The following is a 24,873-nucleotide window of genomic DNA, read 5'->3' as shown; positions in this document are numbered from 1 at the left end:
TGCTCTGAGGGTAATGGTTAAACATCTCTGAGGGGTAGGAGAAGTGCTGTTACCATTAAACCTGCTATAACATTGGCGATGTGGACCTACAGGCTTCGGCCTGACTTACCTTGATGGAGGTAAATTGTATGGAATGAAGCCTGTTCAAAAACCATTAAAGGACGCAACATTTATGTCTACTATAAGATGGAAATTGGTCAATGCGCTGATGTGTGACTACACTTACGGTTATATTACAAAATCCAAAAGAGTAAGTCTTGGTTTGGAAAAGACACATTATAACGATGCATTTTGCATAGCAGGTGGAATTAATCAACAGAGAATAGAACCTATCTATTTTGAGCAAATTAGGAGAAACAATCGTTCACTCGAAAAGTTCTATGATGCAAAATATGTTGATATAAGAGATAAGTCTATTAAAACAGGACAAGAGCTTTTCTGTGGTAGAAGGACACGGAACAAAAACTTAAATGAAGAAAATCTTCATAAGTATCGTGGAGCTAAAAAATCAAAAGGCAGAAGAAATATTCGTAAGCAAAGATACGCTTATCAGCCTAAAGATATTGTTACCTTTGAGAGCAAAAAATATTCAGTTCAAGGTGTACAGAACTAAGGTGAATATATTAAGCTAATGGAAATGTCTAAGCCAGTTAAAACAGATTTAGTTAAGCCCTATATGTTTAGGAAAGGATTTAGTATGTTTTATAACTGCAATTCATCACCCACTTACAGAAGTGGGAGTCTTCTTGCAGGAAAATGATAAAACCTATCAGCTTTTAAGTAAAGAACTGTAAAATCATCTGCAAAATCATAGGCGTTTTAGATAGATTTGTGAATTTAAAATATTAATATCATCCAAGGAGGAAAATGAATGAAAAAACTCATGTTAATTACTTTATCCATAATTCTTGTACCAATGTTCATATTTTCTGAAACTTATACATATTATGTCTATCAAAATAATGTTGAAATGGGAAACATATCTGTAGATGTCGACCCCCATTCTTATACAGGCAAAACCACAACGGTTTTGCAAGTTGGGCTAAACACAGTAAAATACATTGCCCAAACTAAATACGACAACGATTGGACCTTTAAAGAATATAACCTAGATATTTATGTAGACAACCAAAAACAAGTAAGCTTTAAAAGCAGTTATGATGGGCAAAAGATAAACAATTATTTCGATGGAATATCCCTAAAAAATTATGAAGTAAGTGATGCAATTATCTTAGACAACAACCTAATTTTAGATCATATATTTGCGATATATTATAAACAGTTAACAGATGGAACATACACCTCATTTATTCCACAACTGGTTTTAAACCAATTAACATGGGACTATGCGGTTTTAAATATAGATATTAAATATATAGACAGCGAGAACTTTGTTATTTCATCGCCAGGTGTAGATCAAAAAGTTACCTTCAAAGACAATAAACTTATAAGGCTTGAAATCCCGTCTCAATTAATCGAAGTAACAGAAAGTAAGAAAGAAGTTAAAGAAAAAAGCTACATTGAAGAAGAGATAACCTTTCCAAGTTTTGACGAATTTGAATTAAATGGTTCACTGATGTTCCCAAAAGAAATACAAAAGAATGAAAAAATACCAGCTATTGTATTAGTGCATGGATCAGGAGCTAACGATAGAAATGAGTCTATAAGCTATATGGCCCCGTTTCTACAGCTTTCTGAGGGTCTTGTTAATAACGGCTATATAGTACTAAAATACGACAAACGAAACTACACGATGATGAAAAACAAACAAGACACCTTAAACGTTATGCCTCTTGATTTTATAAAAGATGCACAGGCAGCTATAAAATACCTAAAAACAATCCCAGAGGTTGACTCAGACAAGATAATTGTTATAGGCCACAGTGAAGGAGGTTCTTTTTTGCCTCACATTGTAAAAGGCGAAAAGGTTGCAGCCGCCGTTGCACTGTCTCCTGGGTTAATTGAAATTACAGATCTTATGGTCTACCAGATAGATTATCAAATCAATTATCTAAAAAAGTTGAATGTTGATAAATCACAAGATTACACCATAACTATGCTAGAAAACTTACTAGCCCAACTTAAAGAGGTTAATAACGACATGAAAAATGGAAAAATAGACCCCGATAAGGTCTATTTAGATTATTACAAAGGTAGTTATTTAATACAATGGAGTGAATTAACAAAAAAACTGTAGAAGAATTTGTTAATATGCAAGTTCCACTATTAATAATAAACGGCACTCAAGATCTAAAAACACCATACGAGCTGTTAAAAGAGAAAGAAAATCAATTAAAACAGAAAAAAGATTTAGAAATAGTGTATATAGAAAACATGGGGCATGAGCTATATCGATCTGATACAGGAGTTTTTGAAGATTCTGTAATCGATCAAATCGTGAATTGGCTGAAAAAAGTGTTGTAATATTTGCCCCATATATAATTTAATAATTTTTAATATTTATCTCTTGTTGCTTTTATCTTTCCCTCAGCTCTAAGAGTCAAATTTCCGGTATTAGACAAAGGCTCTAAAATTTTTAAATTTCCGTGAGTTCCGTAAACACTTAAGAACCTGTCACCATTCCATGTGTCTGCATATTTTATTCGAACATTAATGCTGGTCCCATTTATATTAATACTCTCACTGCAATTCACAGTCATATCTAAATTTAATGAAGTACCGTCGAGCCTAATATTTCTAGAATCTATATATCCAAACCACTTGATAGAAGTTCCGTCTATTTCAATATCATCGGCATAGATGTCTGAATTGATATTTATTGATGTTGCATCTATTTGAACATTGTGGGCTTTTAACTCTTGATTTAACCGAAAAGAAGTTGAACCAACAGAGAAATTTGAGGTCTCAATATCTGCATCAATATTTAAACTAGTAGTATTCGTCTTAAAATACGTTGCCTTTAAAATCCCCTTTAACCGCAAAGACGTTGAATTTATTTGAATTGTATTGTATGGATTTTTGGTCCCTATAACAATAATAGACTTATGACGATTATTAATATCAGAGGTTAAGTTTAAAGTATTAGAAATCCTATTTTGACGTACTTGGTGAGGAATATAGATTTGATCTGAGTTTTCATCAAAAGTTATTTCTAAACTTACCCCTTTAATATAAACGTTTTCTGCACTATCTATATAGGTATCTGGTTCTAAAACCATGTAATCGTTTTGATTAGAAAAAATATTCTTACCCCATCTTTCCCAAAGTGAAGACCATGACACATCCATGCTCTTCAAAATAGCAAAAGAAACAGATGGGATTATTAAAAAGATCAACGCCAAAATAACAAAAGCAAATTTATGATTTTTCATATTCCACCCAAAAAACAAAACTGAACAAATTCCTAGTATAGCTTTCAAGCCTACCTGCGGTACCAAAACAGCTAACACAGCTAATACCAAAGCAAAAATAAAATTACTCAAATAAATGTTCTTTTTCAAATCTTATTCACCCCCCTTCGGATGATAACTTACCAATTAACTCTCCAATGACTTTTTAACCCCAAATGGGTCAAAGGTTTGAGAGCTCTTTAAATATGCCAAGACTATTTCATTGAATGTTGGGAATCTTCCTATATCTTCATCAGTTTTTACCAATACCTCTTGCTCAAAGTTTGCTACAACCTCACCACTTGGTATTGTCTCTCCCTTTCTTATCATTCTATGTTTTTCCTTTGCCAAATCCACATCATCAGTATATAAGATCTTTCCTTCTCTAATAATTGCAAAAGAGCTTGATATTTCCTCAAGTTCATATATTTCATGAGAAGAAATAACAATTGTTTTGTTGGCTTCATTTGCATACTTTCTCAAAACACTTAATATCTCTGCTCGTATTACAGGATCAAGATTTTGAGTTGGTTCATCTAACAACAACAGATCGGCACCACTTGAAATAGTCAACGCTATATAAAACAAGGTTTTCATACCCATTGAATATCTCTCTACCTTCTGAGACATATCTAGATTGTAATGCAACACAAAATTTGAAAATGTTTCATCGTCGAAATTTGGATACAACATCCTCCAAACCTTATGATAATCACTGCCTTTAAAGTTTGAGAAAGTCAATCTATCTTCAGTCATTACAGATATTTTTGTTTTTATTTTCGAGTTTAACTCATCAGAAAACAATCTTATACTACCACTATCTGGCTTTAATTCGCCATACAAACATCTTAACGTAGTAGTTTTGCCCGCACCATTAGGACCAATTAAAGAAAATATCTCTCCAACGTCAACCTTAAAATTAATCTTATTCAATACAGGCTTTGAATTAAAATTCTTAACCAAATCATTCACTTCTATAATCATTTATTCACACCTCTCTTCTCAAATAAATACAAAGATAACGACAAAATAACTAATGAAAAAATCAAGCTACCCCATATATTTCCTTGATAATATGGGCTGATAAGCCTGTAAGGATTGACATTATAGCCAGAACCAAAACTGCCTAAAATCAAATCTGCCAATAATATTAAAAAAGGAATACCAAAATTATCTCCACCTAAAGTAACAGAGATTAAAATAACACCATAATAAGCTGTCGCAAAGATTAGCGCACGAAGAATATTTAAAAAAGCTGTTACTGCACTAAAATTAATAAACGCTACTCCAATAGTTCCTGGAATTAAAATCATCAAAAGTGAAAATATATATGACGAAAAGAACACTTCCGCATACGAATATGGAAGAGAAATTATAAGCGAAAATTTCTTATTTTTAATATCACTTCCAAGCATATTTGTTAAAAATAAAAACACAAAAAACCAGGTCAAAAACGAAATATGAAGAGGTATAACAAACAAAAAAATTAATGAGAACAAAAATATCCTTCCACTTTTTTCAGTAAACTCTTTTTGAATAAATACCTCTAACTTATTCAGAAAATTGTTCATTCCTCCAAACCTCCTCTAAAAGTAATTTGATAGTCTCAAGATCTATATTTTCTTTTTTCATCTTTTCAACAAAACTACTCACTTCATTAAAAACACTATTCTTCAAATCCATATCTGTACGCACAAAATATCCAACTCCGTGTTGAGCCTCTAAATAACCTTCAAATTCTAACCTTTCCAAGGCTCTCAAGATAGTATTTACATTAACATTGAAAATTTTACTAAGCTCTCTAACAGGCGGCAAACTATCGCCTTTCTTAAGATTACCTATAATAATCTCCTTCTTAATCTGATTCATTATTTGAATGTAAGACGGAATTCCACTGTGTTTGTCAACTTCATAAAACATATATACAACTTCCTCTCAATATTTTTTACGATCAACGTTTATCATACCGCTAATATTGAGTTCCAAAGAACCTTCGTTATCAGACGGTTCAATTAAAGTAAAATTACCATGAGTTACATAAATTGACATGTTTCTAGTACCTGCCCACTCATCTAAATATTTAAGAGATCCATTCAATGCAGTTGCTTGAATAACAATATCTTCTGCTCTCTTAACTAACAAATTAATATCCATACCTATACCTTGAACCTTAACTTTCTGGGCATCAACTGTCCCTTTCCAGCTAACACCTGTTGCATTAATTTCAATATTATCGACAGATAACTCGCCACCTAAATCTAACCCTGCACAATTAACAATAAAATTAGTAGCCTGAAGATCAACATAAGAACTAAGACCCAAAGTCTGTATATTCATATCCTTAACAGTAAGATTCCCACTAATAGACAAACCTGATGCTTCAATTCTTATACTATTATATGGACTTTTTGTCCCTACTTCAATAAAAGCACTTTTATTTACAGAATTTGAACTTAAGCTCAACGTATCTCCACTACGACTTTGCTTAATCTCATGAGGAATATAAATCTTATCTGAAGTTTCATCAAATAAAATCCTAAAACCCGGACCCGATATTATCAAATTATCTGCAGCATCAATATATGTATCGGGTTTTAAAGTTTCACCATTGTTTGAACTCTGAAAAAAATTATCACTATTAATCCATCGCCAAAAAGATCTATTGCTAATATAGTTAGAAAAGAAACTAGCAGGGACTATAAAAAGAACAATTGATAAAATTAAAAATAAAATCTTGTAATTTCTCATATTCGTTGCTAAAAGAATTAAAGCAACAATAGATAAAATAGCTTTTAAAAAAACTGAAGGTGCAAACAAAGCCAGAACACCTAAAACCAACGCAAAAACTAATTTTAACAAGTACTCAACTCTTTTCACTTATTAACTCACCTCACATGTCTAATTGTTATAGTTAACTATAACACAAAACAGAAAAAAAGTCAATACATAAATTAATTTTTCTCAAACTAAATTATTAATAATTGAATATTAGGTAGTGTTTATAAATGGGTCCAGGGCGGAGCCCTTATCCTCGCCATACTAGCAAGTATTAAAAAGAATAAATATCAAAATAAAGATTTCAAAAATAGCGCTTTTATAAATGGGTCCAGGGCGGAGCCCTCTCCTCGCCATGCTAGCAAGTATTAAAAAGAATAACTATCAAAATAAAGATTTCAAAAATAGCGCTTTTATAAATGGGTCCAGGGCGGAGCCCTTCTCTTCCCCTTACTACCAAGTATTAAAAAGAATACCTATAGACTTAACAAACAAAAATTTGTTATAATATCTTAAATAAACAGTAAAATTACAGCTTACCCAAATAACAGATTCATCCCTCATAAGCTCAATATTGTAAAAAAGATTACAAAGCATCTGCCTCTATGCTTATATAGGATTATTTCTCCGAACAATTCCAAAATACTAAGGGAGGTATCCTCTTTGAAAATTCAAGGAAAGTTAGTCTCTAGAAATGTAATTCTCTTTGTCGCTGGTTTTATAGCATTCTTAATAATCATACTATATTCCATTACCAACTACATAGTCGACAACAGCGCAGAAAAACTGATAATTTCTTCAGAATTAAAGAAACAATATTTTGAGAATTTCTTTAATAATATTGAAAAAGATCTAAATATAATTTCAAATAGGCCAGACTTAAGCAACAATCTAAACCTACTTCTTTTCCAATTCAATAATATAAACAAAAGATACTCAAATAATGCAAAACAATATCTTCAAGACATGTACATCACAAATAACCCTTTTGAAAATAGGAATGAACTAAACTCGTTACTAGACATAAAAAATTTTGAACTCATCGAATCGTACTCAATAGTAAGAGAATACGGTGCCCAACATGAAAAAGTACACCCCGAACTAAATATTCTTCTAAAAGAAAAAGAGTACGACGATATTCTCTTCATTACTACAAACGGTGACATAATATACACTACATCAAAAAATAACGATATAGGCTGTAACGTAATTCAAGACCTTTCAGAAACAAATCTGAATCAACTCTTCAATTCACTAACACAATCCGAAGATACAACCGTAAAATTTGTCGACTTTGCTGAATACCCCCCAACCGGTAAACCCGAAGCGTTTGCAGGCAAAGCTATGCTAAATGCAATTGGCTACCCAATGGGATATCTCATATTTGAAATCTCAATTGAACAAATTGATAAAATCATGCAAGATACAACTGGCATGAACGAACTAACTCAAATGTATGTTGTTGGCGAAGACCTATTAATGAGAAGTAATTCAATATACTCCGATACACCAACAATACTAACCCAAAAAGTTGAAACAGCACAGGTAATAAAAGCGCTAAATGGGGAAGAAGGTTGGATAAAAAGCACAGATTACACAGGAGAATCCGTTCTAGCAGTCTATCAACCCTTTAAATATAAAGAAATCAACTGGGCAATGATAGGAGAAACTAAATATACAAACATAAAAGAACAAATTAACTCATTCTCCAAAATCACCATACTTATCTTCGGATTAATAACAATTGCAGTTATAATTAGTTCAATAGCCTTCTCAAGGGCCACTGTAAAACCCATTAAACAAATAACAAATAAAATACAAAACTTTGCAAAAGGTGATCTAACAACAAGTTTTGAGATTGAAAGCGATGATGAAATAGGCGAAATGTCTAAGGCACTCAACGAAATGTCACTATCATTAAAAAATTCCATAGAAAATATAATGACATTCTCAAAAAAGATACAAAATCTATCAAATGAACTAAAAAGTTTTTTTACAGTACTCGAAGAAAATTCAAAAGCCTTAACCCTTGAAACACAAAAAACCAACAAAGAAACAGAAGATACCGCTGTATCACTAGAAGAAGTATCAGCAGGAATTGAACAAGTTAGCGCAACCTCTGAAAAGGTCCTAGGCGATTTAAACATCTTACTACAAAACTCTCAAAAACTAGCAAAAGACGCCCAACAAGGCAGGAAGAAAATAGATGAAATGAGGGATACCCTAAAAAAATCTGTAGATAAAACTAAAGATACCTCAGAAATAGTAAAAGCACTATCAAAAAATGCGCTAGATGTTGGAAATATAGTAGAAACAATAAACGCTATTACTGACCAAACCAATTTATTAGCCCTAAACGCTGCAATAGAAGCAGCTAGAGCAGGAGAAGCCGGAAGAGGTTTTGCAGTAGTAGCAGATGAAATAAGAAAACTTGCTGAAGAAAGCAGAAATTCTACAGAAAAAATATCTAAAATACTTGAAACCATAAGAAAATATACACAAGAAGCAAGCAATTCAACAGACGAAACCTATGATACTGTAAAAGAAACATCAGAAAAAACCGCTTCTATCTTAGAACATTTCAATAACATATTAGAAAACGTTCAAGGAATCAACGAAAGTATTAATGAAATAACAGTCAGTTTTGATCAACAAGCCAAAATAACTAATGAAATAGCCCAAGCAATGGATAAAGCTTCAACCTCTGTTTCAAATATATCAGAAAGAATCAACAAAATTGCTAAAGATATAGAAGAACAAGATAAACAAACCTCTGAAATAAGTAAAAACATTCAAGAACTCACAATACTTGCTACTGAACTTAAAAATCAATTCGAAATATTTAAAATATAAAATTATTTATGATTTTTGTAGAGACGACCTATATGGGCGTCTCATGGTTTATTCGTAGTTAAATTTTTTATGATTTTTTGTAGAGACGACCTATATGGGCGTCTCTAGGTTTATTCGTAGTTAAAATTATTTATGATTTTTGTAGAGACGACCTACATGGGCGTCTCATGGTTTAACATCAAATTTAGGAGACGCGCGTGTAGCACGTCTCTACTACTAATAATCAACGCTAAATATAATTTATTGTTATCAAATTCAAATCATTAATTTAAAATTATTTGTGATTTTTGTAGAGACGACCTATATGGGCGTCTCATGGTTTAACATCAAATTCAGGAGACGCACGTGTAGCACGTCTCTACTACTAATAATCAACGCTAAATATAATAAAACGAGACGCGCGTATAGCACGTCTCTACAACTAATAATCAACGCTGGTTTATATTAGTTTATTTATATAGTATTTGGGGTATTTTTTTTATTGGATGTTCTATAATATAGACTTCTATATCAAAAATTTCTTTCATTAGTGTTTCTTTGAAAATTTCTTTTGGTGTTCCTTGATATTTAATCTCTCCATCTTTCATAACTACGATCTTATCCGAAAATATTGCTGCGCTGTTTATGTCATGAAACACTGCTAACACTGTTTTCCCTTCTTTTTCTGCCATTGATTTTACAAGTTTTAATAAGTTTTGTGTGTAGCCAGGGTCTAAGTGTGAAGAGAATTCATCAAGTAGTAATATTGGGGTTTTTTGAGCAAATGCTCTTGCTATCATTACCTTCTGTTTTTCTCCTCCAGATAGTTGGGAAAAAGGTTTGTTTTTGTATTTAACAAGTCCTACTAATTCAAGTACTTCGTTGATTATCTTTTTGTCTTCTTGTGTTTCAAAAAAACTAAATCTTCTGGAATACGGAAGTCGTGCTGTTGAAATCACACTTTCAACATCATATTCAAAGGTTGTATTAAATTCTTGTGGAACTATTGCTATTTTTCTTGATAATTCCTTATACGAATAATTGCTAAGTTCTTTGTTTTCTATCATTATCTTACCTGTATAATTTTTTATTATTTTGCTAATTATTTTTATTAATGTGCTTTTTCCTGCTCCGTTAGGTCCTATTATTGAGACTATGTCTCCTTTTTTTATGTCTAACTTTTTTATATATAAGTTAAAACCATTATTGTAAGTAAATTGTAGTTTGTCAATATCTATCATAATCTTTCTTTTCTCCTCATAACATAGATGAAAATTGGTGCACCCACAATAGAAGTGACTACCCCTATGGGTAACTCTGTTGGAGCAAATAATGTTCTAGCTATAAAATCTGCAAACATTAAAAATATTCCTCCAAAAAATACGGAGTAGAGGTTTGAGATAAAAGAGTACGGTCCTTTAATCATCCTAACTATGTGTGGGATTATAAGGCCTACAAATCCTATAATTCCTACTTGTGAAACAGTAAATGATACTGCTAAAACCGTTGTTAATATTAATAACATTTTTACACTTTCTGGATTGAGTCCTGAATAAACTGCCATCTCTTCTCCCATAGCTAACACATTTAATTCTTTTGAAAATAATAATGCAATAAAAAACTGCACTAGTAGTATTGTTAGTAGTTTTAAATTTGAATTCCACGCAAGGTTTCCTGTACTTCCCATAAGCCATAAGTTAACGTGAATGAGATTTTTCCAATACATAACTGTGAAAAGTGTTGTGAAAGAATTAAATAAAAAGCTGACTATTACACCACTTAATATTAACGAGAGTATTGGAAGTCTTTTTCCCTGGCGAGCTATCAATAATACTATAAAAGTAGATAGTACCGCAAACAAAAAAGAAAATCCTTCTAAACCAAGAAACAATGTAAATCCATATATACTGTTTAATGCCGTGTACAATACAGCACCAAAGCTAGCTCCTGAAGAAATTCCAAGCATATATGGATCTGCTAAAGGATTTTGAACCAAAAGTTGTAGTACATTACCAGAAACAGCAAGTATTGCTCCTACTATAAATGTACCGATTACTCTAGGCAGCCTTATATTTACAATTAAATTTTTATAGATTTCATTTTCTTGCTTTCCTATTAGAGACAAGAAAACATCTTTTGCATCAATTTTTACACTCCCAAAAGAAGTAAAAACAATTATTAGAACAAAACTGATAAACACTAAAAATAAAACAAGGGGTAGTTGCCCCCCTTGTTTTTGTGTTGATTTCATCTATTATCACCAAAATATTGATTTAATTGAGATAATACATCTATAATAGAAGGTGAAGCTTGAGACATTTTATTTCCATCTACCGTGACTATTTTTCCATTTTTTATAGCCTTTACGTTCTTTAACTGTGGGGCGTTTAATAATGTGTTTTTAGCTGTTTCATCACCTTCAAAATAAGCATCAACTATGATTATATCCGGATTTTGAGCAACTACAAATTCGGGGCCTATCTGGAAAAAGCCGTTGTTTCCAGAATAAGGCGCTGCTAAATTTAATCCGCCTGCATAGGCTATTAGCTCGTTGATGTAAGATCCCGTACCGGCTGTCCACATTTCTCCTACGTTATTTTGTACCATTAAGTACAAAACAGTTGGTTTTTTAGTCCATAAAAAGGCGTTTTTGGCTATTCCTAAGTATTGCTGTCTGAATTTATTAGATATTTCTACCGCCCTTTCTGGCTCACCTAATATCGATCCGATTATTGTAATTGTTTTATATATATCATTAAAACCAACTGGATTAATTACAAATGATTTGATATTATAGCGTTGTAATCTTTCAATTTCAGGTTCCTGAAAACCTCCACTTAAGAACACTAGGTCGGGATTTAATGAAATTATTTTTTCGATATTCAAAGGGAACATGTCACCTATTTTTTCACTTTCAATACTTGTGTCCCAGTCTGTTACTCCAACAACTTTCTCTTCTAATCCTAAGTACTTAATATAGTCAGATACTAAAGGTGCCGCACTTACAACTCTTTGAACTTGAGAATCAAACTTGACAAACCTTCCTAGATCGTCGACTAAAGCAAGTTGAGCAAAAGTTAGAACTGATAAAACAGTTAACAATAGTAACACTACGTACTTTTTTATACCTTTTTTCATGATAATGGCCTCCTAAAATATTATTACGCCATTGAAATGATTTTTTCTATCTCTTTGGCGCGAAGAGATAGAACATATATTTCATACTTATACAGGTCTCCCGACTTACGGATCATTCTACTCCTTACGCCTTCCCAGGTTAAACCCAGTGGCTTTTGTAAGTTTCGTCCCCGATCACGGTGGCGCGACCGTAACGGTTTCTCACCGTTTTCCCTTGTATAAGTACAGTGATTATTGAATTGTTTAATGTTTTCTTTTAATATTTTATCATAGAATAATCTTTTTTTGCATAAATTATAATTACTTCTTTGACTTATTTAAAATTTATGGTAAAATATAGTTAATAGCCTTACCAAAAAGGAGGAGAACTAAGACATGGAAGTATTAAAAGTTAGTCATTCATCCGCACCTAACAAGGTTGCTGGAGCAATTGCGGGAGTTCTATCAAAGACTGATGAGGTTGAGTTACAAGCTATTGGAGCAGGTGCTGTAAATCAGGCTGTTAAGGCTATTGCCATTGCTAAGAGATTTGTTGAAGCAAAAGGCAAAGAAATTTATGTTATACCAGGATTTGTGGAAGTGGAAGTTGGTTCAGAAAAAAGGACGGGTATTAAATTTAAAGTTGTTGCAAAATCAACAGGTGAAGCGGTAGAAGAAAAGGAAGCAGAAGTAAATAAAGTAAACGAAGAACAATAATGTAAAAGAGATTTTGTAACCAAAATGTCGGATTATGAGCAACTCATTGAAGAAATCAGTGATGTTTGCCAAAAGAATCAAGAACTATTAGAAATAGTTAAAAAAATTGCTGAGATGGAATCTACTAAAAGATATGAGTTTCGCAAACGTGCTTCCAAAATTCTAAAAAGAGAAAATGGAATAGACAAGGAGGCATTAAAGTTTTATTATTTTATAACCGAAGAAAATGCTGCAGAAGAGATTTTGAGGAGGATAAATGGTGTCAAAAGAGAAACCTAAAACAGTAGGCGGACAAGCGGTCATTGAAGGCGTAATGATGAAAGGTGTCAATACCGTTGTTGCTGTTAAAAGAAGCGATGGAAAAATTGCTGTTAAAAAAATAAATGATGATTCATGGGGAATATGGGAAAAAATACCGTTTATACGAGGAATTTTTGTTTTGATTCATTCAATGATTATAGGGATGGGTGCCTTATCGTATTCTGCAAAGGTGTCTGGTGAAGATGAAGAAGAATTAACAACAAAGGATATGGTCTTTGCTATATTAATTGCTGTAGTTGTTGCTACTTTAGGTTTTGGTGTCTTGCCGGTTCTTGTTACCAAGCCTTTTCACATTGAATCGGAGTTTTTGTTTGCCCTTATAGAAGGACTTATTAGAGCTTTTCTTGTTTTAGCTTATATTTGGGCAATCTCGTTTATGAAAGATATCAAACGAGTTTTTCAGTATCATGGGGCAGAACATAAGAGTGTTTACACCTATGAAAATGGTGAACCTTTAGATGTAACTCATGCTAAAAAGTATACAACACTTCATCCTAGGTGTGGTACAAGCTTTCTAATAATAACCGTTTTCGCTTCAGTTGTTGTGTTTGCAATATCTGGTGGTCTTGGATGGAACTCTACGATAGAAAAGATTATTTCAAGGATTGTATTGTTACCAGTAGTTGCTGGAGTAGCTTATGAGTTTCAACGATTTACAGCAAAGATTATTAATACAAAGATAGGTAAGATTCTTGCATATCCTGGGTTAATGCTTCAAAAGCTGACAACCAAAGAACCTGATGATGAACAATTAAAAATAGCTTTAGTGTCTTTAAATTATGCCCTAGATGAAAATTTTGAAGGCGAAATAGTGTTGGATTTAGCTACTAATACCATTACCCCGGTTACTGCTATTCCTGGCACAACCCTAACAAAATAGTTCTTCATCTTTTGGTTAATTATTTTTTCATAATAGTTAGTATATTATATGATTAATTTCTTCTTGTTTTCTGCTATTTTTATCTTTTATGACTTATTTTCCTAATTTATACTGATAAAATCATTAATTATGATTGTTTAAGAAAATCTGATAGATATATTTAAATCTATAGGTTTTTGCTATTGAACAAGTAGTTACTACTTGCGTGTAGGCTGTGTGTTATATAATAATGCCTTTTATCTCTTTATGATTTTTGATAATTAGCAGATCGCTAGTATTGAATGTAAATCATTTAAAACCATAAGTTACGTAATTCGTGCTTCTCTAAAATTGCAAAAATACTGAATTTATTGTGTGGGTCTAGGGCTCAGCCCTCATCCCCTTGTTACAAATACCAAAAAGTTGCGGATCTATTAAAATAACTAAATCCAAAACATACATATAAGACGAATTTTAGAATTTCTAAAGTGAGCAAAAAAGATTTTTTAAGGAGGTTTACTAGAATGGATGAAACAGATAGTAACTTAGTTTCTAAAAAGCAAACTAAAGACAACATACAAGCCGTTGAAATTGATATGGCTAAATTAAACGAGATGTCAAGGAAAGATCTTTACGATCTAGCCAGAAAATTTGAAATCGCTAATTATTCTAAAATGACAAAAAATGAGTTGAAATTTGCAATCTTAAGAAAACAAACGGAGTCAATCGGTTATTTTTTCTACGAAGGCATACTTGAAATTCTTCCAGACGGTTACGGCTTTTTAAGAAGTATTGACAATTCACTGCTACCAGGATCTGATGATGTGTATGTGTCACAGTCTCAGATTAAAAAGTTTAACCTATTTACTGGCGATATAGTAGCTGGTCAAGTAAGACCGCCAAAAGAAGGAGAAAGATTCTTTGCGCTTCTTAGAATAGAGGCTATAAACTCTTTGCCTCCTGAAAATGCAAGAGACAGGATATCTTTTGAAAATCTAACTCCCGAATATCCTACCGAAAGAATGGTTCTAGAACATAAAAATAGTCCTTTGAGTTCTAGAATAATTGATCTATTCTCACCAGTTGGTTTTGGTCAGAGAGGTCTTATCGTTGCTCCACCAAAAGCCGGAAAAACTACCTTGCTTAAGGATATTGCTAATTCTATTGCAGCAAATTATCCTGAAACGCGAAGATACATTCTTCTAATCGATGAAAGACCTGAGGAAGTAACAGATATCAGAGATACTGTAGATGCTCATGTTATAGCGGCACCTTTTGATATGGATCCACAAAATCAAATTAAAATTACTGAAATGGCACTTGATCATTTTAAAAGGTTGGTAGAGTTTGGTCATGACGTTGTAGTATTGATTGACAGTTTAACCCGTTTTGCTAGAGAATATAATTTATATGTTCCTTCTAGTGGTAAGTTGTTGAGTGGTGGTTTAGATCCGGCTGCTATAATCTTTCCTAAAAAATTCTTCGGTGCTGCAAGAAAAATAAGGGAAGGCGGAAGCTTAACCATGATTGCAACCGCTTTAGTAGAAACCGGTTCTAAAATGGATGAAGTTATCTTCGAAGAATTTAAAGGAACAGGTAATATGGAGCTTGTTCTTGCTAGAGAACTAGCTAACGAAAGAATCTTTCCAGCTATTAATTTAAAACTATCAGGAACTAGAAAAGAAGAATTATTATACTCTAAAAATGAACTCAAAAATGTCATTATTTTGCGAAAATTTATTAATGATATGTCTCCAAAAGAAGCCTTAGAATTTATTTTAAGCCTAATGAAAAAATTTAAAACCAATGATGAAATTATGGCTTCTATAGAAAACCAAAAAGTGTTTTAACTATGTTATAATAATGTTATGAGAATATTTTACAGATATTTTATCTCAAATAAACCTTCTAAAAATGAACAACCAAAATTGTATATAGTCCATGGTTTAGGTGAATATTCTGGCAGGTACGAAAAATTCATCAAAATCTTTAATGAATTGGGTTTTGATGTATTTATCTTCGACTTGCCAGGTCATGGTTATTCGTATGGGAAAAAAGGAGATATAGGTAATTTTTATGAAATTTACTATTTCCTAGAAAATTATATTCAAGAAGATTATTTTTTATTTGGTCATTCGTTAGGTGGTTTATTAGCTGCACGGTTTGTTGAAATAACAGAAAACAAACCAAAAAAACTTGTGCTTTCATCCCCAGCTTTAGGCGACATCAGTCAAATGAAGTGGCTTCTTAATATGCTTTCTGTTTTTCCAAAACTAACTTTTTCTAATAGAATAGATCCCTTTGATTTATCAACAAACAGAAAAGTCTGTGAAGAATATAAAAGGGATCCACTTGTTCACGATAAAATTACAGTTGAATCTGCTATTGGAATGTTTGCACAAGCAGAACTCGCATTAAAAGATATAGACAAGATTGATGTCCAAACATTATTACTATATGGAACTGACGATAAAGTTGTCAATATAAGCGAATATGAAAAAATTCAAAATCCAAATATAAATATTATCTCTTTTAATAAAGGAAAGCATGAATTATTTGAGTGTGTATATAATAAAAATAAGTTTTTAGAAACAATATTAAATTTTTATCTTTCAAGTTAGTTAAAAATATCCACAACATTTCTATATGCAACTTTCTTACTACTCTAATAATTTACCTGATTTGTTTGTGATTAAAAGAATTTATTTTAAGTTGTAGAGACGTGCTATACGCTCATTTCGTTTTATTATAAACCAGCGTTGATTATTAGTTGTAGAGACGTGCTATACGCGCGTCTCCGAGATTTGAAATAGATTTCAACAATCAAGCCATATAAAAATAATTTATACATTGATTTTAACTATGATCAAAACCATGAGACGCCCATATAGGTCGTCTCTACAAAAATCATTAATAATTTAAAATTAATTGTTTTGAATTTTTTAGTGAGTATTAATAACATACAGGAGGGATTATTTATTATATGACACAAAATGAGAAGACGGATTATAAAGAATCTGATGTTTTAGCTATATTAAAAGAGACAGAGGCTTTTTTACAAGGTCATTTTTTGTTATCTTCTGGGTTGCATTCTGATACATATATTCAGTGTGCTAAGGTTTTACAGTATCCTAAGTATGCAGAATTATTTGGTCGATTAATTGCTAATCAAATTAACACAAAAATAGACTTAGTAGTATCTCCCGCTTTAGGTGGAATTATAATTGGTTATGAAGTTGCAAGGGCTTTAAAAGTCCCTTTTATTTTTACAGAAAGAGAAGAAAGTGGCGATATGACACTTAGAAGAGGTCAAAAAATAGATAAAGGTTTAAAAGTTGTTATAGTTGAAGATGTTATAACTACCGGAAAATCTTCTCTTGAAGTAGCAAAAGTGGTTAATGAATCTGAAGGTGAGGTCGTGCTTTTTTCCTGTATAGTTAATAGGTCTGAAAAATCTACTCTTCTTGATCGTAAAATAATTTCTTTAGTTAATATCAAAACAAACATATACACCCCTGACGTTTGTCCTTTATGTAAAAAAGGGTATGAATTAGTAAAACCCGGAAGCAGGAAAATGATAAATCCAGAATAAATCTTCGTTAATCCCACAAACACTTTACTCGATTTAATTCTCTTTTTAAGTTTCTTTTAAGAGGAGATTATATAATTATATTAGAATATAATTAATGGAGGTGTTAATATGAAAAAATCGTTTATGGTAGTAATAATGGCTATTCTTATCTCGCTGACTTCTTTTGCTGCAGTTAACTTGGATTATGAAAGCCCTATAGTAAATGTAGTTGAAGTTGCTGCACCGGCTGTTGTAAATATTGAAACAACTCGAACAGTTGCTGTTCAAATTGACCCATTTACACAATATTTTTTTGAACGCTTTTTTGGATTAGATATTCCTGAATATCAAACAAAAGGTCTAGGATCAGGTTTTATTTTCCATGAAGATGGTTATATACTGACTAATTATCATGTAATAGAAAAAGCAAAAGAAATCACTGTTACTTTATCAAATGGGAAAAAATATGAAGCTGAATTAATTGGTGGAGATTCTGACCTTGATTTAGCTATAATAAAACTTAAAACCGATGAAAAACTCCCTATTTTAGAATTAGGAAATTCTGATAACGTGAAAATAGGTGAATGGGTTATCGCAATTGGAAATCCTTTGGGACTTCAAAATACCGTAACGGTTGGAGTTTTAAGCGCAACTAACAGAACTATTACAAAGCCTGAAGGAGATGGAAGCTACTACGGACTTTTACAAACAGATGCCTCTATTAACCCAGGAAATAGTGGTGGACCTCTTTTAAATATTCATGGAGAAGTAATTGGGATAAACACAGCTATTGCTGTAGATCCTGAGTTGGGTAATGTAAATATAGGTTTTGCAATACCTATTAATATTGCAAAGAGATTTGCTCTTTCTGTAATGGAAATAGGCACTTTTCAGAGAGGATACCTAGGAGTTCACATTCAAAATGTAACTGAAGATCTTAAGAAATCATTAGGATTAAAAGTAGACTACGGAGCATATGTAACCCATGTAGATCAGGGTAGTGCAGCTGAAAAAAGTGGTATTCAACCACAGGACGTTATTATTGAATTTGACGGTAAAAAGATTGAGACTATGAATGACCTTAGTTCTTTAGTTTCAACCTATCCTGCTGGTACTGAGGTAGAAGTTGTCGTTGATAGATTCGGAGAAAGATTAACCTTTAAGGTTAAACTTGAAGGGCAAACCGCTGTCGCAAAAGCTCAAGAATATTTTGGAATAAGGGTTAGAAACATTACAGATGAAGATAGAAAGACGTATAACATTAAAAAAGATATTCAAGGCGTCCTGGTAGAAGAAATAGTTGATAATAAGTACGTTTTAGGCCTAAAAGTTGGTGATGTTATAACAGAAATAGCAGTTAACGGGGTATATTATGACATTAAAAATGTCAGTGATTGGGAAAAAATAGCTTCTTCTGTTGAGAAAAACAGTTATGTAGCCTTGATCGTTTATAGAAGTAATGTTAGATATGTTATTCAATTTTTCTATAGATAATATTTTACAATAAACATAAATTAAAACCCGGGGTAAAATCTCCCGGGTTTTTTATATTGTAGTTAGTTAATATTCGCTATCTAACTTTCGTATTAATTGACTAAACTCATTTATACATTGCTTGACTATATTTTTATCTGTCCCTTCACTCATAACCCTGATAATATGCTCTGTTCCAGAAGGTCTAACAAGAACCCTAAAATTGTCTATATGTTCGTACTTTCTCTTTAGTTCTTCTAATCTTTTATCCTTCATAATTTTTATTTTATCTTTAACAGTGATATTCTCCAAATCTTGCGGAAATTTTGGAAGTTCTGCCACTAAATCTTCTATAGATTTAGAGAAAAATTTTAGTGTTTCTAAAGTTTCTAAAGCTGTTATAATACCGTCTCCTGTTGTAGATCTATCAAGGAATATTATATGCCCTGATTGTTCGCCGCCTATTGTTCCGTTTTTTTGTGTCATTAACTCAAAAACATATTTATCCCCAACATCCGCTCTTAAAAGAATTAGACCATGGGACTTTAAGTAATATTCTAATCCTAGATTGCTCATTACAGTTGTTACTACGATATTGTTATTTAATCTGCCTTGTTCTTTTAATTTTAAAGCATTAATAGCTATTAACGCATCTCCATCTACAAGGTTACCTTGACTGTCTAAAAATAGACATCTATCTGCGTCTCCGTCAAACAAAATTCCAAGATCATAACCATCTTCTTTGACAATGTTTGATAGACTTTTCCAAGAGGTAGAACCACAATTATCGTTTATATTTAAGCCATTTGGAGTATTAAAATACACGTCATAACTTAATCCAAGTCTTCCAAAAACATCATCTATTATAGCGCCTGCAGCACCGTTAGCAACATCAACCGCTATTTTGTAGTTTATTGAAGATAACTTATTATTGTAGGTTGAAAGTATGTAATTTATATATTCTTGTTTAGAAGAGTCTTCAATATATGTTCCAATTTCTGTGTAGTTACAGTACTTTAATAACCCACCTAACATTATCTCTTCTAATTTTTCTTCAATCTCATCAGATATTTTATACCCTTCACATATTACCTTTAATCCATTGTATATAGGCGGATTGTGAGATGCAGATATAACAATACCTAAAGCTCTTTCTTTATGTGTAATGTATGCAAGTGCAGGGGTAGTTAAAACACCACACGATTCAACGTTCATACCTCCTGCTAAAGCGCCGCTTGCTATAGCAAGTTCTAACATTTTACCAGAATTCCTTGTATCTCTTGCTAAATACAATTTTTTGTACTTATTACTAAAAAGGTTTGCTACAGCATTGCCTAGTTTCATTGCTAATTCACACGTTAACTTTTCATTTACAACATCTCTTATCCCATCAGTTCCAAAAAGTGATTTCATACAATAATTACCCTCCTATCCTTTAACACTACCTGCTGTCAACCCCTGAACTATCTTGTTTTGAAAAATCAAAACAAGAACAACTAAAGGAGTCGTAACAATAACAGAGGCCGCCATCAATTGTCCCCATGGTACTTCATAAAAAGTTTTTCCTGTGAACATGGCTATTGCAACTGGAACGGTATACTTCTCAGGAGTTTGCATAAATGTAAGTGCAAATAAGAATTCATTCCATGCTTGAATAAACGCCAACAAACCAGTTGTAACAAGCCCGGGTGCAGAAAGAGGTAATACTATTCTCCAGAGAGTTTCAAACTTTGAACAACCATCTATATATGCGGATTCTTCAATTTCTTTGGGAAGCTCCCTAAAAAAGTTTTGCAATATCCATGTAGTCAAAGGTAAATTCAAAGCAATATATGGTATTATCAACCCTGGATAAGAATTGATCAAACCCATTTTTCTTAATAATTGAAACAATCCACCCAAAATAGAAACTTGTGGAAACATACTAACAGCCAAAATTAAGAGCATTAGTGCAGATTTGCCTGGAATTTTTAAACGAGCTATTGCATAAGCAGAAAATGAACCTACTATGAGAGAAAAGATAGTTGTAGCACCTGCTACTATAATAGAGTTTAGAATGTTTAAACCGAAAGGTCTTTCAGTAAATACCTTCTTATAATTTTCAAAAGTAAAGCCCTGAGGCCAAAACTTTATATCTTTTGTAAATAAAAATTTATCTGAAGTAAAAGAACTTTTAATAGCCCAATAAAATGGAAATATATAGAAAATCACCATTAAAATCACAATTATGTAAAGAATAGTTTTTTGCGTTGTCTTTTTTGCTTTCATTCCCCATCTCATAATTCATCAACTCCTCAATCCAATTTGATGTTCAAAGAGCGCATATAAATAATAGTAAATACGCCGATTATCAAGAAAATAACCACAGATAAAGCAGATCCATAGCCAAATAAACCTCTAGGCGAGAATATATTATCCATAAGAAGAGATCTGTTATACACGGCTAGAGTTTCGGTTCCTACGGCTCCTTGTGTCATTATGTAGACAACGTCAAAAACTCTCAAGGCATCTAATGTTCTAAATATCAAAGTAACACCTATTGTTGGTCTTAAAATGGGTAGCGTAATTGAAGTAAATTGTTTCCATAAACCTGCCCCATCTATTCGAGCAGCTTCGTATAGTTCAGTTGATATTGTTTGAAGCCCTGCTAGTAGTAAAAGTGCCACAAAAGGGGTGGTTTTCCAGACATCAACAGCAATAATAGCAGCCATAGCAAGTCCTGGGGTTCCTAAAATGGGAGTACCTGGTTCAAGAAGACCTATGTTATACAACATTAAACTAATAACGCCATATTGATCGTTATACATCCATTTCCACATCTGCGAAGATACTGCTGTTGGTATAGCCCAAGGAATTAGCACAGCAGCCCTTACCAATCCTCTGAGTTTAAAATCAGCATTTAAAACTAACGCAGTTGCCAATCCTAGTATAAACTCTATTAGTACTGAAAATATTGTAAAGTATATTGTATTCCATAAAGCTGATAAAAAACGTTGGTCTTTAAATAAATTAATATAATTTTGAAATCCAACAAATTCTCTTTGAAAACCGGGCCTTAAAGACCATTTGAAAAAGCTATCATAAATAGTTTGACCTAAGGGATAAAATGCGGTTATACCTATAGCGAGTAGAGTAGGTAAGATAAGCCAAAAAGCAAGGTTCATGTCTTGTCTCTTATACTTCCCTTTCACATTCATTTTTACACCCCCGTCTTAGAATATAACTAAGATAATTATACAATAAAATAGATGAAAATTGAAATAGATTATAAAAAAAGGGCGGGTAATTATTACCGCCCTTTTAATTTACTTTTCGCTTCAGTAAACTAAACTTTTTAGATTCTTTGCTAAACTTTCAACAGCTGCTTTTGGTTGAGCTTGTCCGGTTAATACAGAATGGACAGCAACTTGAATTTCATAAGAAATTTCATTGTAGATAGGTGAAATTGGTCTTGGTTCTGCACTCAAGAAAACATCTAAAATTTCAGCATAGAAATCATTAGCTTCAAGCGTTCTGGGATCGTTGTATGCAGAAATTCTTGTTGGGGTTTGTCCAGCGTGAACTGCTTTGAAAACTTGCTGTTCATGGCTTGTCAAGAACTTTATTAACTTCTTAGCAGCCTCTATTTCAGCCTTTGAAGAATTTCTATTGATACCCAAATTCCATCCACCTAGAGTAGCAGAATTTCTTCCATCAGGTTCTGGACCTTTTGGTAATACAGTAATTCCAACTTTACCCGCAACTGGGGAATCAGGTGCATTAGCTAATGACCATGCGTAAGGCCAATTTCTCATAAATACGGCATCGCCATTTTGGAAAACTCTTCTTGCTTCTTCTTCCATATATGTTGTAACACCCTTTGGGGTTACTCCATCATCTACTAATTTTTTCATGAAGGCAATAGCAGCGACATTTTTATCAAAATATCTTGGATCATCTACTACTACATCTCCACTTTCAATTATTTCTCCACCAAAACTGTGAACAAATTCCATAACATCACAGGTTAAACCTTCATATCTTGCACCTTGCCATACAAATCCATTAATTCCTTCTTTTGCAGAGATATCTTTTGCAATATTAAATAGTTCGTCCCATGTTTTTGGAACATCGTATCCGTATTTTTGTAATAAATCTTTTCTATAGTACAAAATACCTGCATCTGTAAACCAAGGAACAGATACTAATCTTCCATCAACTGTATTTGAATCAACGGTACCAGGGAAAAACTCGTCTAATTCAAAATAATTATAATCATCTGTTAGATCTACCAAAAATGGAGCAAACTCAGCTGGCCAAATAACATCTAACATTAAAACATCTGGATCAGGTACACCAGAAGCCAAATATGTTACATATAAATCATGCCTATCAGTTGAACTGTTCGGCATAGGCATTACTTGAACAGTAATATCTGGATTTTCTTGCATAAACATATCAATCTGTTTGTAGAGAGTTTCTAATTCTGTTCCAACAGCTCCGGCAGTCATGGTGATAGTTACAGAAAATGCTGAAAAAGCTAGTACTAGAATCACAAGTAAGGCAAATACTTTCTTCATCCACAACACCTCCTAAGTGTTTATTGTTAGATACTTTGAAATGATTACTCTAAAAAAATAACACCGTATAATATCGGTGAGTAAATAATCTAGATATAAACAATGGTTTTATCATATTGCTAAAAACACTATCTTTGTGTGAATTGACCTTGTAGAAAACATTTCCTTCTACTTACTATTATAATATTATTAACATAAAATAAAAAATCGTATTATTAATAACTAGGACTGTTTATTTCAAATTATTGACTTTTAAACGTGATTATTTTAAAAAATCTCATCTTTTCTTAAACCTGTAAAGATTTGTTATAATATATTTTAGAAATCATTATCGTAAAAAAAATAGAGGAGGCACCTTATGTACGATCTTATATCTTTTGGCGAGGTATTGATAGATTTTATATCTACCGACTACGTGAATACCTTAAAAGACGCAAGCTCGTTTAGCAAATTTTTAGGAGGTTCTCCTAGCAACATTGCAGTAAATATAGCCAAACAAGGTTTTAATACAGCTATTATTTCTAGAGTTGGGTATGATCCATTTGGTGATTATATAATTTCTCAATTAAAAAAATATAAAGTAGATACAAGTACAGTCATTCAGGATAATCTATTTCAAACTGATGTTGTTTATGTATTAAAATCAATATTATCTCCTGAATTTTGTGCATATAGATCTGCCTCATTACACTTAGATTTACCCAGTAACTCTTCAGATATGATTAAAAATACTCAAGCTTTTCACTTGTCTTCATGGTCAATTTCAACTGATTACAACTTAAAAAATGCTATATATCTATTGAAAAATGCAAAAAAGAACAATGTTTTAACTGGTTTTGATCCAAACTACAGAAAAATATTGTGGAAAACTTCTTTAGACATAGAAGATGTCCTTAAAATAGTACTTCCTTATGTAGACATAATAAAACCATCTTTAGATGATTGTTATCATCTTTTTTCTACTACAAAAAAAGATGAAAAATATTATATAGAAACCTTTCATAGTCTAGGTGTTAAATATGTTGTATTGACCTTGGGAGAAAAAGGAGCCACTGTATCTGACGGTTCAAAAATGATGCATCTAGACTCTTTAGCTACTAATGTAGTAGATACAACTGGGGCAGGAGATGCTTTTTGGTCAGGATTATACATAGGATTAATCGAAGGCTATGATATCTTTACTGCGTCAAAACTTGGAAATGCTTTTTCTGCCGAAAAGTTAAAACATGTTGGAGCCATTTCAGAAATTGGCAATTACAAAGAATTAGTAAACAAATATAATATCTATTAAAGAAGGCG

General features: G+C 32.3%; 25 protein-coding genes and 1 riboswitch. Of the genes, 13 read left to right on the top strand and 12 right to left on the bottom strand.

Going from position 1 to position 24,873, the window contains the following annotated elements; genetic code table 11:
- Window positions 1-133 precede the first annotated feature (133 nt).
- The 4 genes from DTL3_RS04575 to DTL3_RS04565 all read left to right on the top strand — a co-directional run bounded on the left by DTL3_RS04575 (window position 134) and on the right by DTL3_RS04565 (window position 2,424).
- Window positions 134-613, top strand: coding sequence for a hypothetical protein (locus DTL3_RS04575; protein WP_144403473.1), 480 nt, complete (start codon window positions 134-136; stop codon window positions 611-613).
- Between the two features lie 18 nt (window positions 614-631).
- The gene (locus DTL3_RS09855; protein ID WP_269446385.1) at window positions 632-760 is read left to right on the top strand and encodes a hypothetical protein; all 129 of its coding nucleotides are present in this window, start codon (window positions 632-634) and stop codon (window positions 758-760) included.
- Window positions 761-871: 111 nt separating this feature from the next.
- Window positions 872-2,197 (top strand): alpha/beta hydrolase family protein, encoded by a 1,326-nt coding sequence (locus DTL3_RS04570; protein WP_045087720.1) that lies wholly within the window; start codon window positions 872-874, stop codon window positions 2,195-2,197.
- A gap of 14 nt (window positions 2,198-2,211) precedes the next feature.
- Complete coding sequence (locus tag DTL3_RS04565; RefSeq protein ID WP_045087719.1) at window positions 2,212-2,424, top strand: alpha/beta fold hydrolase; 213 nt, start codon at window positions 2,212-2,214, stop codon at window positions 2,422-2,424.
- Between the two features lie 29 nt (window positions 2,425-2,453).
- Here DTL3_RS04565 and DTL3_RS04560 read toward each other — a convergent pair whose 3' ends face one another.
- The 5 genes from DTL3_RS04560 to DTL3_RS04540 are packed head-to-tail and all read right to left on the bottom strand — an operon-like array spanning window position 2,454 to window position 6,227.
- Complete coding sequence (locus DTL3_RS04560) at window positions 2,454-3,461, bottom strand: hypothetical protein (RefSeq protein WP_045087718.1); 1,008 nt, start codon at window positions 3,459-3,461, stop codon at window positions 2,454-2,456.
- Window positions 3,462-3,497: 36 nt separating this feature from the next.
- Window positions 3,498-4,334: an ABC transporter ATP-binding protein gene (locus DTL3_RS04555; protein ID WP_045087717.1), complete on the bottom strand. Its 837-nt coding sequence runs from the start codon at window positions 4,332-4,334 to the stop codon at window positions 3,498-3,500.
- Complete coding sequence (locus tag DTL3_RS04550) at window positions 4,331-4,921, bottom strand: hypothetical protein (protein ID WP_045087716.1); 591 nt, start codon at window positions 4,919-4,921, stop codon at window positions 4,331-4,333. The genes DTL3_RS04555 and DTL3_RS04550 overlap by 4 nt, the downstream gene beginning before the upstream one ends.
- The gene (locus DTL3_RS04545) at window positions 4,902-5,270 is read right to left on the bottom strand and encodes a GntR family transcriptional regulator (protein ID WP_045087715.1); all 369 of its coding nucleotides are present in this window, start codon (window positions 5,268-5,270) and stop codon (window positions 4,902-4,904) included. The genes DTL3_RS04550 and DTL3_RS04545 overlap by 20 nt, the downstream gene beginning before the upstream one ends.
- Window positions 5,271-5,285: 15 nt before the next feature.
- Entirely contained in the window at window positions 5,286-6,227 is a 942-nt protein-coding gene (locus tag DTL3_RS04540; protein WP_045087714.1) for an energy-coupling factor transporter transmembrane component T family protein, read from the bottom strand.
- A gap of 561 nt (window positions 6,228-6,788) precedes the next feature.
- On the opposite strand from DTL3_RS04540, the gene DTL3_RS04535 reads away from it, so the two are divergent.
- On the top strand, window positions 6,789-8,978 hold the full coding sequence (locus DTL3_RS04535) for a methyl-accepting chemotaxis protein (protein ID WP_045087713.1): 2,190 nt from the start codon (window positions 6,789-6,791) through the stop codon (window positions 8,976-8,978).
- Between the two features lie 449 nt (window positions 8,979-9,427).
- Here DTL3_RS04535 and DTL3_RS04530 read toward each other — a convergent pair whose 3' ends face one another.
- The 3 genes from DTL3_RS04530 to DTL3_RS04520 are packed head-to-tail and all read right to left on the bottom strand — an operon-like array spanning window position 9,428 to window position 12,095.
- Window positions 9,428-10,198, bottom strand: a complete 771-nt coding sequence (locus DTL3_RS04530) for an ABC transporter ATP-binding protein (RefSeq protein WP_045087712.1) — start codon at window positions 10,196-10,198, stop codon at window positions 9,428-9,430.
- Window positions 10,195-11,208, bottom strand: a complete 1,014-nt coding sequence (locus tag DTL3_RS04525; RefSeq protein ID WP_045087711.1) for a FecCD family ABC transporter permease — start codon at window positions 11,206-11,208, stop codon at window positions 10,195-10,197. The genes DTL3_RS04530 and DTL3_RS04525 overlap by 4 nt, the downstream gene beginning before the upstream one ends.
- Complete coding sequence (locus tag DTL3_RS04520) at window positions 11,205-12,095, bottom strand: ABC transporter substrate-binding protein (RefSeq protein WP_045087710.1); 891 nt, start codon at window positions 12,093-12,095, stop codon at window positions 11,205-11,207. Before DTL3_RS04520 ends, DTL3_RS04525 begins: the two co-directional genes overlap by 4 nt.
- A gap of 73 nt (window positions 12,096-12,168) precedes the next feature.
- Window positions 12,169-12,342: riboswitch (cobalamin riboswitch) on the bottom strand.
- Between the two features lie 128 nt (window positions 12,343-12,470).
- Between DTL3_RS04520 and DTL3_RS04515 the strand changes: the two genes are divergently transcribed.
- The 7 genes from DTL3_RS04515 (at window position 12,471) to DTL3_RS04485 (ending at window position 19,036) form a co-directional block, all read left to right on the top strand.
- Window positions 12,471-12,791 carry a stage V sporulation protein S gene (locus DTL3_RS04515; RefSeq protein WP_045087709.1) on the top strand — a complete coding sequence of 107 codons (321 nt, stop codon included), beginning with the start codon at window positions 12,471-12,473 and terminating at the stop codon, window positions 12,789-12,791.
- 24 nt (window positions 12,792-12,815) lie between these two features.
- A complete protein-coding gene (locus tag DTL3_RS04510; protein WP_045087708.1) occupies window positions 12,816-13,070 on the top strand; it encodes a hypothetical protein in 255 nt (84 codons plus the stop codon).
- A complete protein-coding gene (locus DTL3_RS04505) occupies window positions 13,051-13,992 on the top strand; it encodes a DUF1385 domain-containing protein (RefSeq protein ID WP_407919242.1) in 942 nt (313 codons plus the stop codon). The genes DTL3_RS04510 and DTL3_RS04505 overlap by 20 nt, the downstream gene beginning before the upstream one ends.
- Window positions 13,993-14,495: 503 nt before the next feature.
- Window positions 14,496-15,821 (top strand): transcription termination factor Rho, encoded by a 1,326-nt coding sequence (gene rho / locus DTL3_RS04500; protein WP_084217142.1) that lies wholly within the window; start codon window positions 14,496-14,498, stop codon window positions 15,819-15,821.
- Window positions 15,822-15,839: 18 nt separating this feature from the next.
- On the top strand, window positions 15,840-16,592 hold the full coding sequence (locus DTL3_RS04495; protein ID WP_045087706.1) for an alpha/beta fold hydrolase: 753 nt from the start codon (window positions 15,840-15,842) through the stop codon (window positions 16,590-16,592).
- Window positions 16,593-16,954: 362 nt separating this feature from the next.
- Complete coding sequence (gene pyrE / locus DTL3_RS04490; RefSeq protein WP_045087705.1) at window positions 16,955-17,563, top strand: orotate phosphoribosyltransferase; 609 nt, start codon at window positions 16,955-16,957, stop codon at window positions 17,561-17,563.
- A 108-nt stretch (window positions 17,564-17,671) separates the two neighbouring features.
- The gene (locus DTL3_RS04485) at window positions 17,672-19,036 is read left to right on the top strand and encodes a Do family serine endopeptidase (RefSeq protein ID WP_045087704.1); all 1,365 of its coding nucleotides are present in this window, start codon (window positions 17,672-17,674) and stop codon (window positions 19,034-19,036) included.
- A 66-nt stretch (window positions 19,037-19,102) separates the two neighbouring features.
- Here the strand turns inward: DTL3_RS04485 and DTL3_RS04480 are convergent, their stop codons facing one another.
- The 4 genes from DTL3_RS04480 to DTL3_RS04465 all read right to left on the bottom strand — a co-directional run bounded on the left by DTL3_RS04480 (window position 19,103) and on the right by DTL3_RS04465 (window position 23,574).
- On the bottom strand, window positions 19,103-20,428 hold the full coding sequence (locus DTL3_RS04480) for a phosphoglucosamine mutase (RefSeq protein ID WP_045087703.1): 1,326 nt from the start codon (window positions 20,426-20,428) through the stop codon (window positions 19,103-19,105).
- A gap of 15 nt (window positions 20,429-20,443) precedes the next feature.
- Entirely contained in the window at window positions 20,444-21,295 is an 852-nt protein-coding gene (locus DTL3_RS04475) for a carbohydrate ABC transporter permease (protein ID WP_144403472.1), read from the bottom strand.
- Between the two features lie 14 nt (window positions 21,296-21,309).
- Entirely contained in the window at window positions 21,310-22,212 is a 903-nt protein-coding gene (locus DTL3_RS04470) for a carbohydrate ABC transporter permease (RefSeq protein ID WP_045087702.1), read from the bottom strand.
- A 120-nt stretch (window positions 22,213-22,332) separates the two neighbouring features.
- Complete coding sequence (locus tag DTL3_RS04465) at window positions 22,333-23,574, bottom strand: ABC transporter substrate-binding protein (RefSeq protein ID WP_045087701.1); 1,242 nt, start codon at window positions 23,572-23,574, stop codon at window positions 22,333-22,335.
- Between the two features lie 358 nt (window positions 23,575-23,932).
- Between DTL3_RS04465 and DTL3_RS04460 the strand changes: the two genes are divergently transcribed.
- Entirely contained in the window at window positions 23,933-24,865 is a 933-nt protein-coding gene (locus DTL3_RS04460; protein ID WP_045087700.1) for a carbohydrate kinase family protein, read from the top strand.
- Window positions 24,866-24,873 lie beyond the last annotated feature (8 nt).

The sequence above is a fragment of the Defluviitoga tunisiensis genome, from assembly GCF_000953715.1.
Lineage (GTDB): Bacteria > Thermotogota > Thermotogae > Petrotogales > Petrotogaceae > Defluviitoga > Defluviitoga tunisiensis.
This window is presented reverse-complemented; position numbering and strand designations above follow the sequence as displayed.

Excerpts from the sequence above, each read along its gene's own strand:
- DTL3_RS04575 (WP_144403473.1), top strand. The coding sequence starts at position 134 with ATGAAGCCTGTTCAAAAACCATTAAAGGACGCAACATTTATGTCTACT.
- DTL3_RS09855 (WP_269446385.1), top strand. The coding sequence starts at position 632 with ATGGAAATGTCTAAGCCAGTTAAAACAGATTTAGTTAAGCCCTATATG.
- DTL3_RS04570 (WP_045087720.1), top strand. The coding sequence starts at position 872 with ATGAAAAAACTCATGTTAATTACTTTATCCATAATTCTTGTACCAATG.
- DTL3_RS04565 (WP_045087719.1), top strand. The coding sequence starts at position 2,212 with ATGCAAGTTCCACTATTAATAATAAACGGCACTCAAGATCTAAAAACA.
- DTL3_RS04555 (WP_045087717.1), bottom strand. The coding sequence starts at position 4,334 with ATGATTATAGAAGTGAATGATTTGGTTAAGAATTTTAATTCAAAGCCT.
- DTL3_RS04550 (WP_045087716.1), bottom strand. The coding sequence starts at position 4,921 with ATGAACAATTTTCTGAATAAGTTAGAGGTATTTATTCAAAAAGAGTTT.
- DTL3_RS04545 (WP_045087715.1), bottom strand. The coding sequence starts at position 5,270 with ATGTTTTATGAAGTTGACAAACACAGTGGAATTCCGTCTTACATTCAA.
- DTL3_RS04530 (WP_045087712.1), bottom strand. The coding sequence starts at position 10,198 with ATGATAGATATTGACAAACTACAATTTACTTACAATAATGGTTTTAAC.
- DTL3_RS04525 (WP_045087711.1), bottom strand. The coding sequence starts at position 11,208 with ATGAAATCAACACAAAAACAAGGGGGGCAACTACCCCTTGTTTTATTT.
- DTL3_RS04520 (WP_045087710.1), bottom strand. The coding sequence starts at position 12,095 with ATGAAAAAAGGTATAAAAAAGTACGTAGTGTTACTATTGTTAACTGTT.
- DTL3_RS04515 (WP_045087709.1), top strand. The coding sequence starts at position 12,471 with ATGGAAGTATTAAAAGTTAGTCATTCATCCGCACCTAACAAGGTTGCT.
- DTL3_RS04510 (WP_045087708.1), top strand. The coding sequence starts at position 12,816 with ATGTCGGATTATGAGCAACTCATTGAAGAAATCAGTGATGTTTGCCAA.
- rho (WP_084217142.1), top strand. The coding sequence starts at position 14,496 with ATGGATGAAACAGATAGTAACTTAGTTTCTAAAAAGCAAACTAAAGAC.
- DTL3_RS04495 (WP_045087706.1), top strand. The coding sequence starts at position 15,840 with ATGAGAATATTTTACAGATATTTTATCTCAAATAAACCTTCTAAAAAT.
- pyrE (WP_045087705.1), top strand. The coding sequence starts at position 16,955 with ATGACACAAAATGAGAAGACGGATTATAAAGAATCTGATGTTTTAGCT.
- DTL3_RS04485 (WP_045087704.1), top strand. The coding sequence starts at position 17,672 with ATGAAAAAATCGTTTATGGTAGTAATAATGGCTATTCTTATCTCGCTG.
- DTL3_RS04480 (WP_045087703.1), bottom strand. The coding sequence starts at position 20,428 with ATGAAATCACTTTTTGGAACTGATGGGATAAGAGATGTTGTAAATGAA.
- DTL3_RS04475 (WP_144403472.1), bottom strand. The coding sequence starts at position 21,295 with ATGAGATGGGGAATGAAAGCAAAAAAGACAACGCAAAAAACTATTCTT.
- DTL3_RS04470 (WP_045087702.1), bottom strand. The coding sequence starts at position 22,212 with ATGAATGTGAAAGGGAAGTATAAGAGACAAGACATGAACCTTGCTTTT.
- DTL3_RS04465 (WP_045087701.1), bottom strand. The coding sequence starts at position 23,574 with ATGAAGAAAGTATTTGCCTTACTTGTGATTCTAGTACTAGCTTTTTCA.
- DTL3_RS04460 (WP_045087700.1), top strand. The coding sequence starts at position 23,933 with ATGTACGATCTTATATCTTTTGGCGAGGTATTGATAGATTTTATATCT.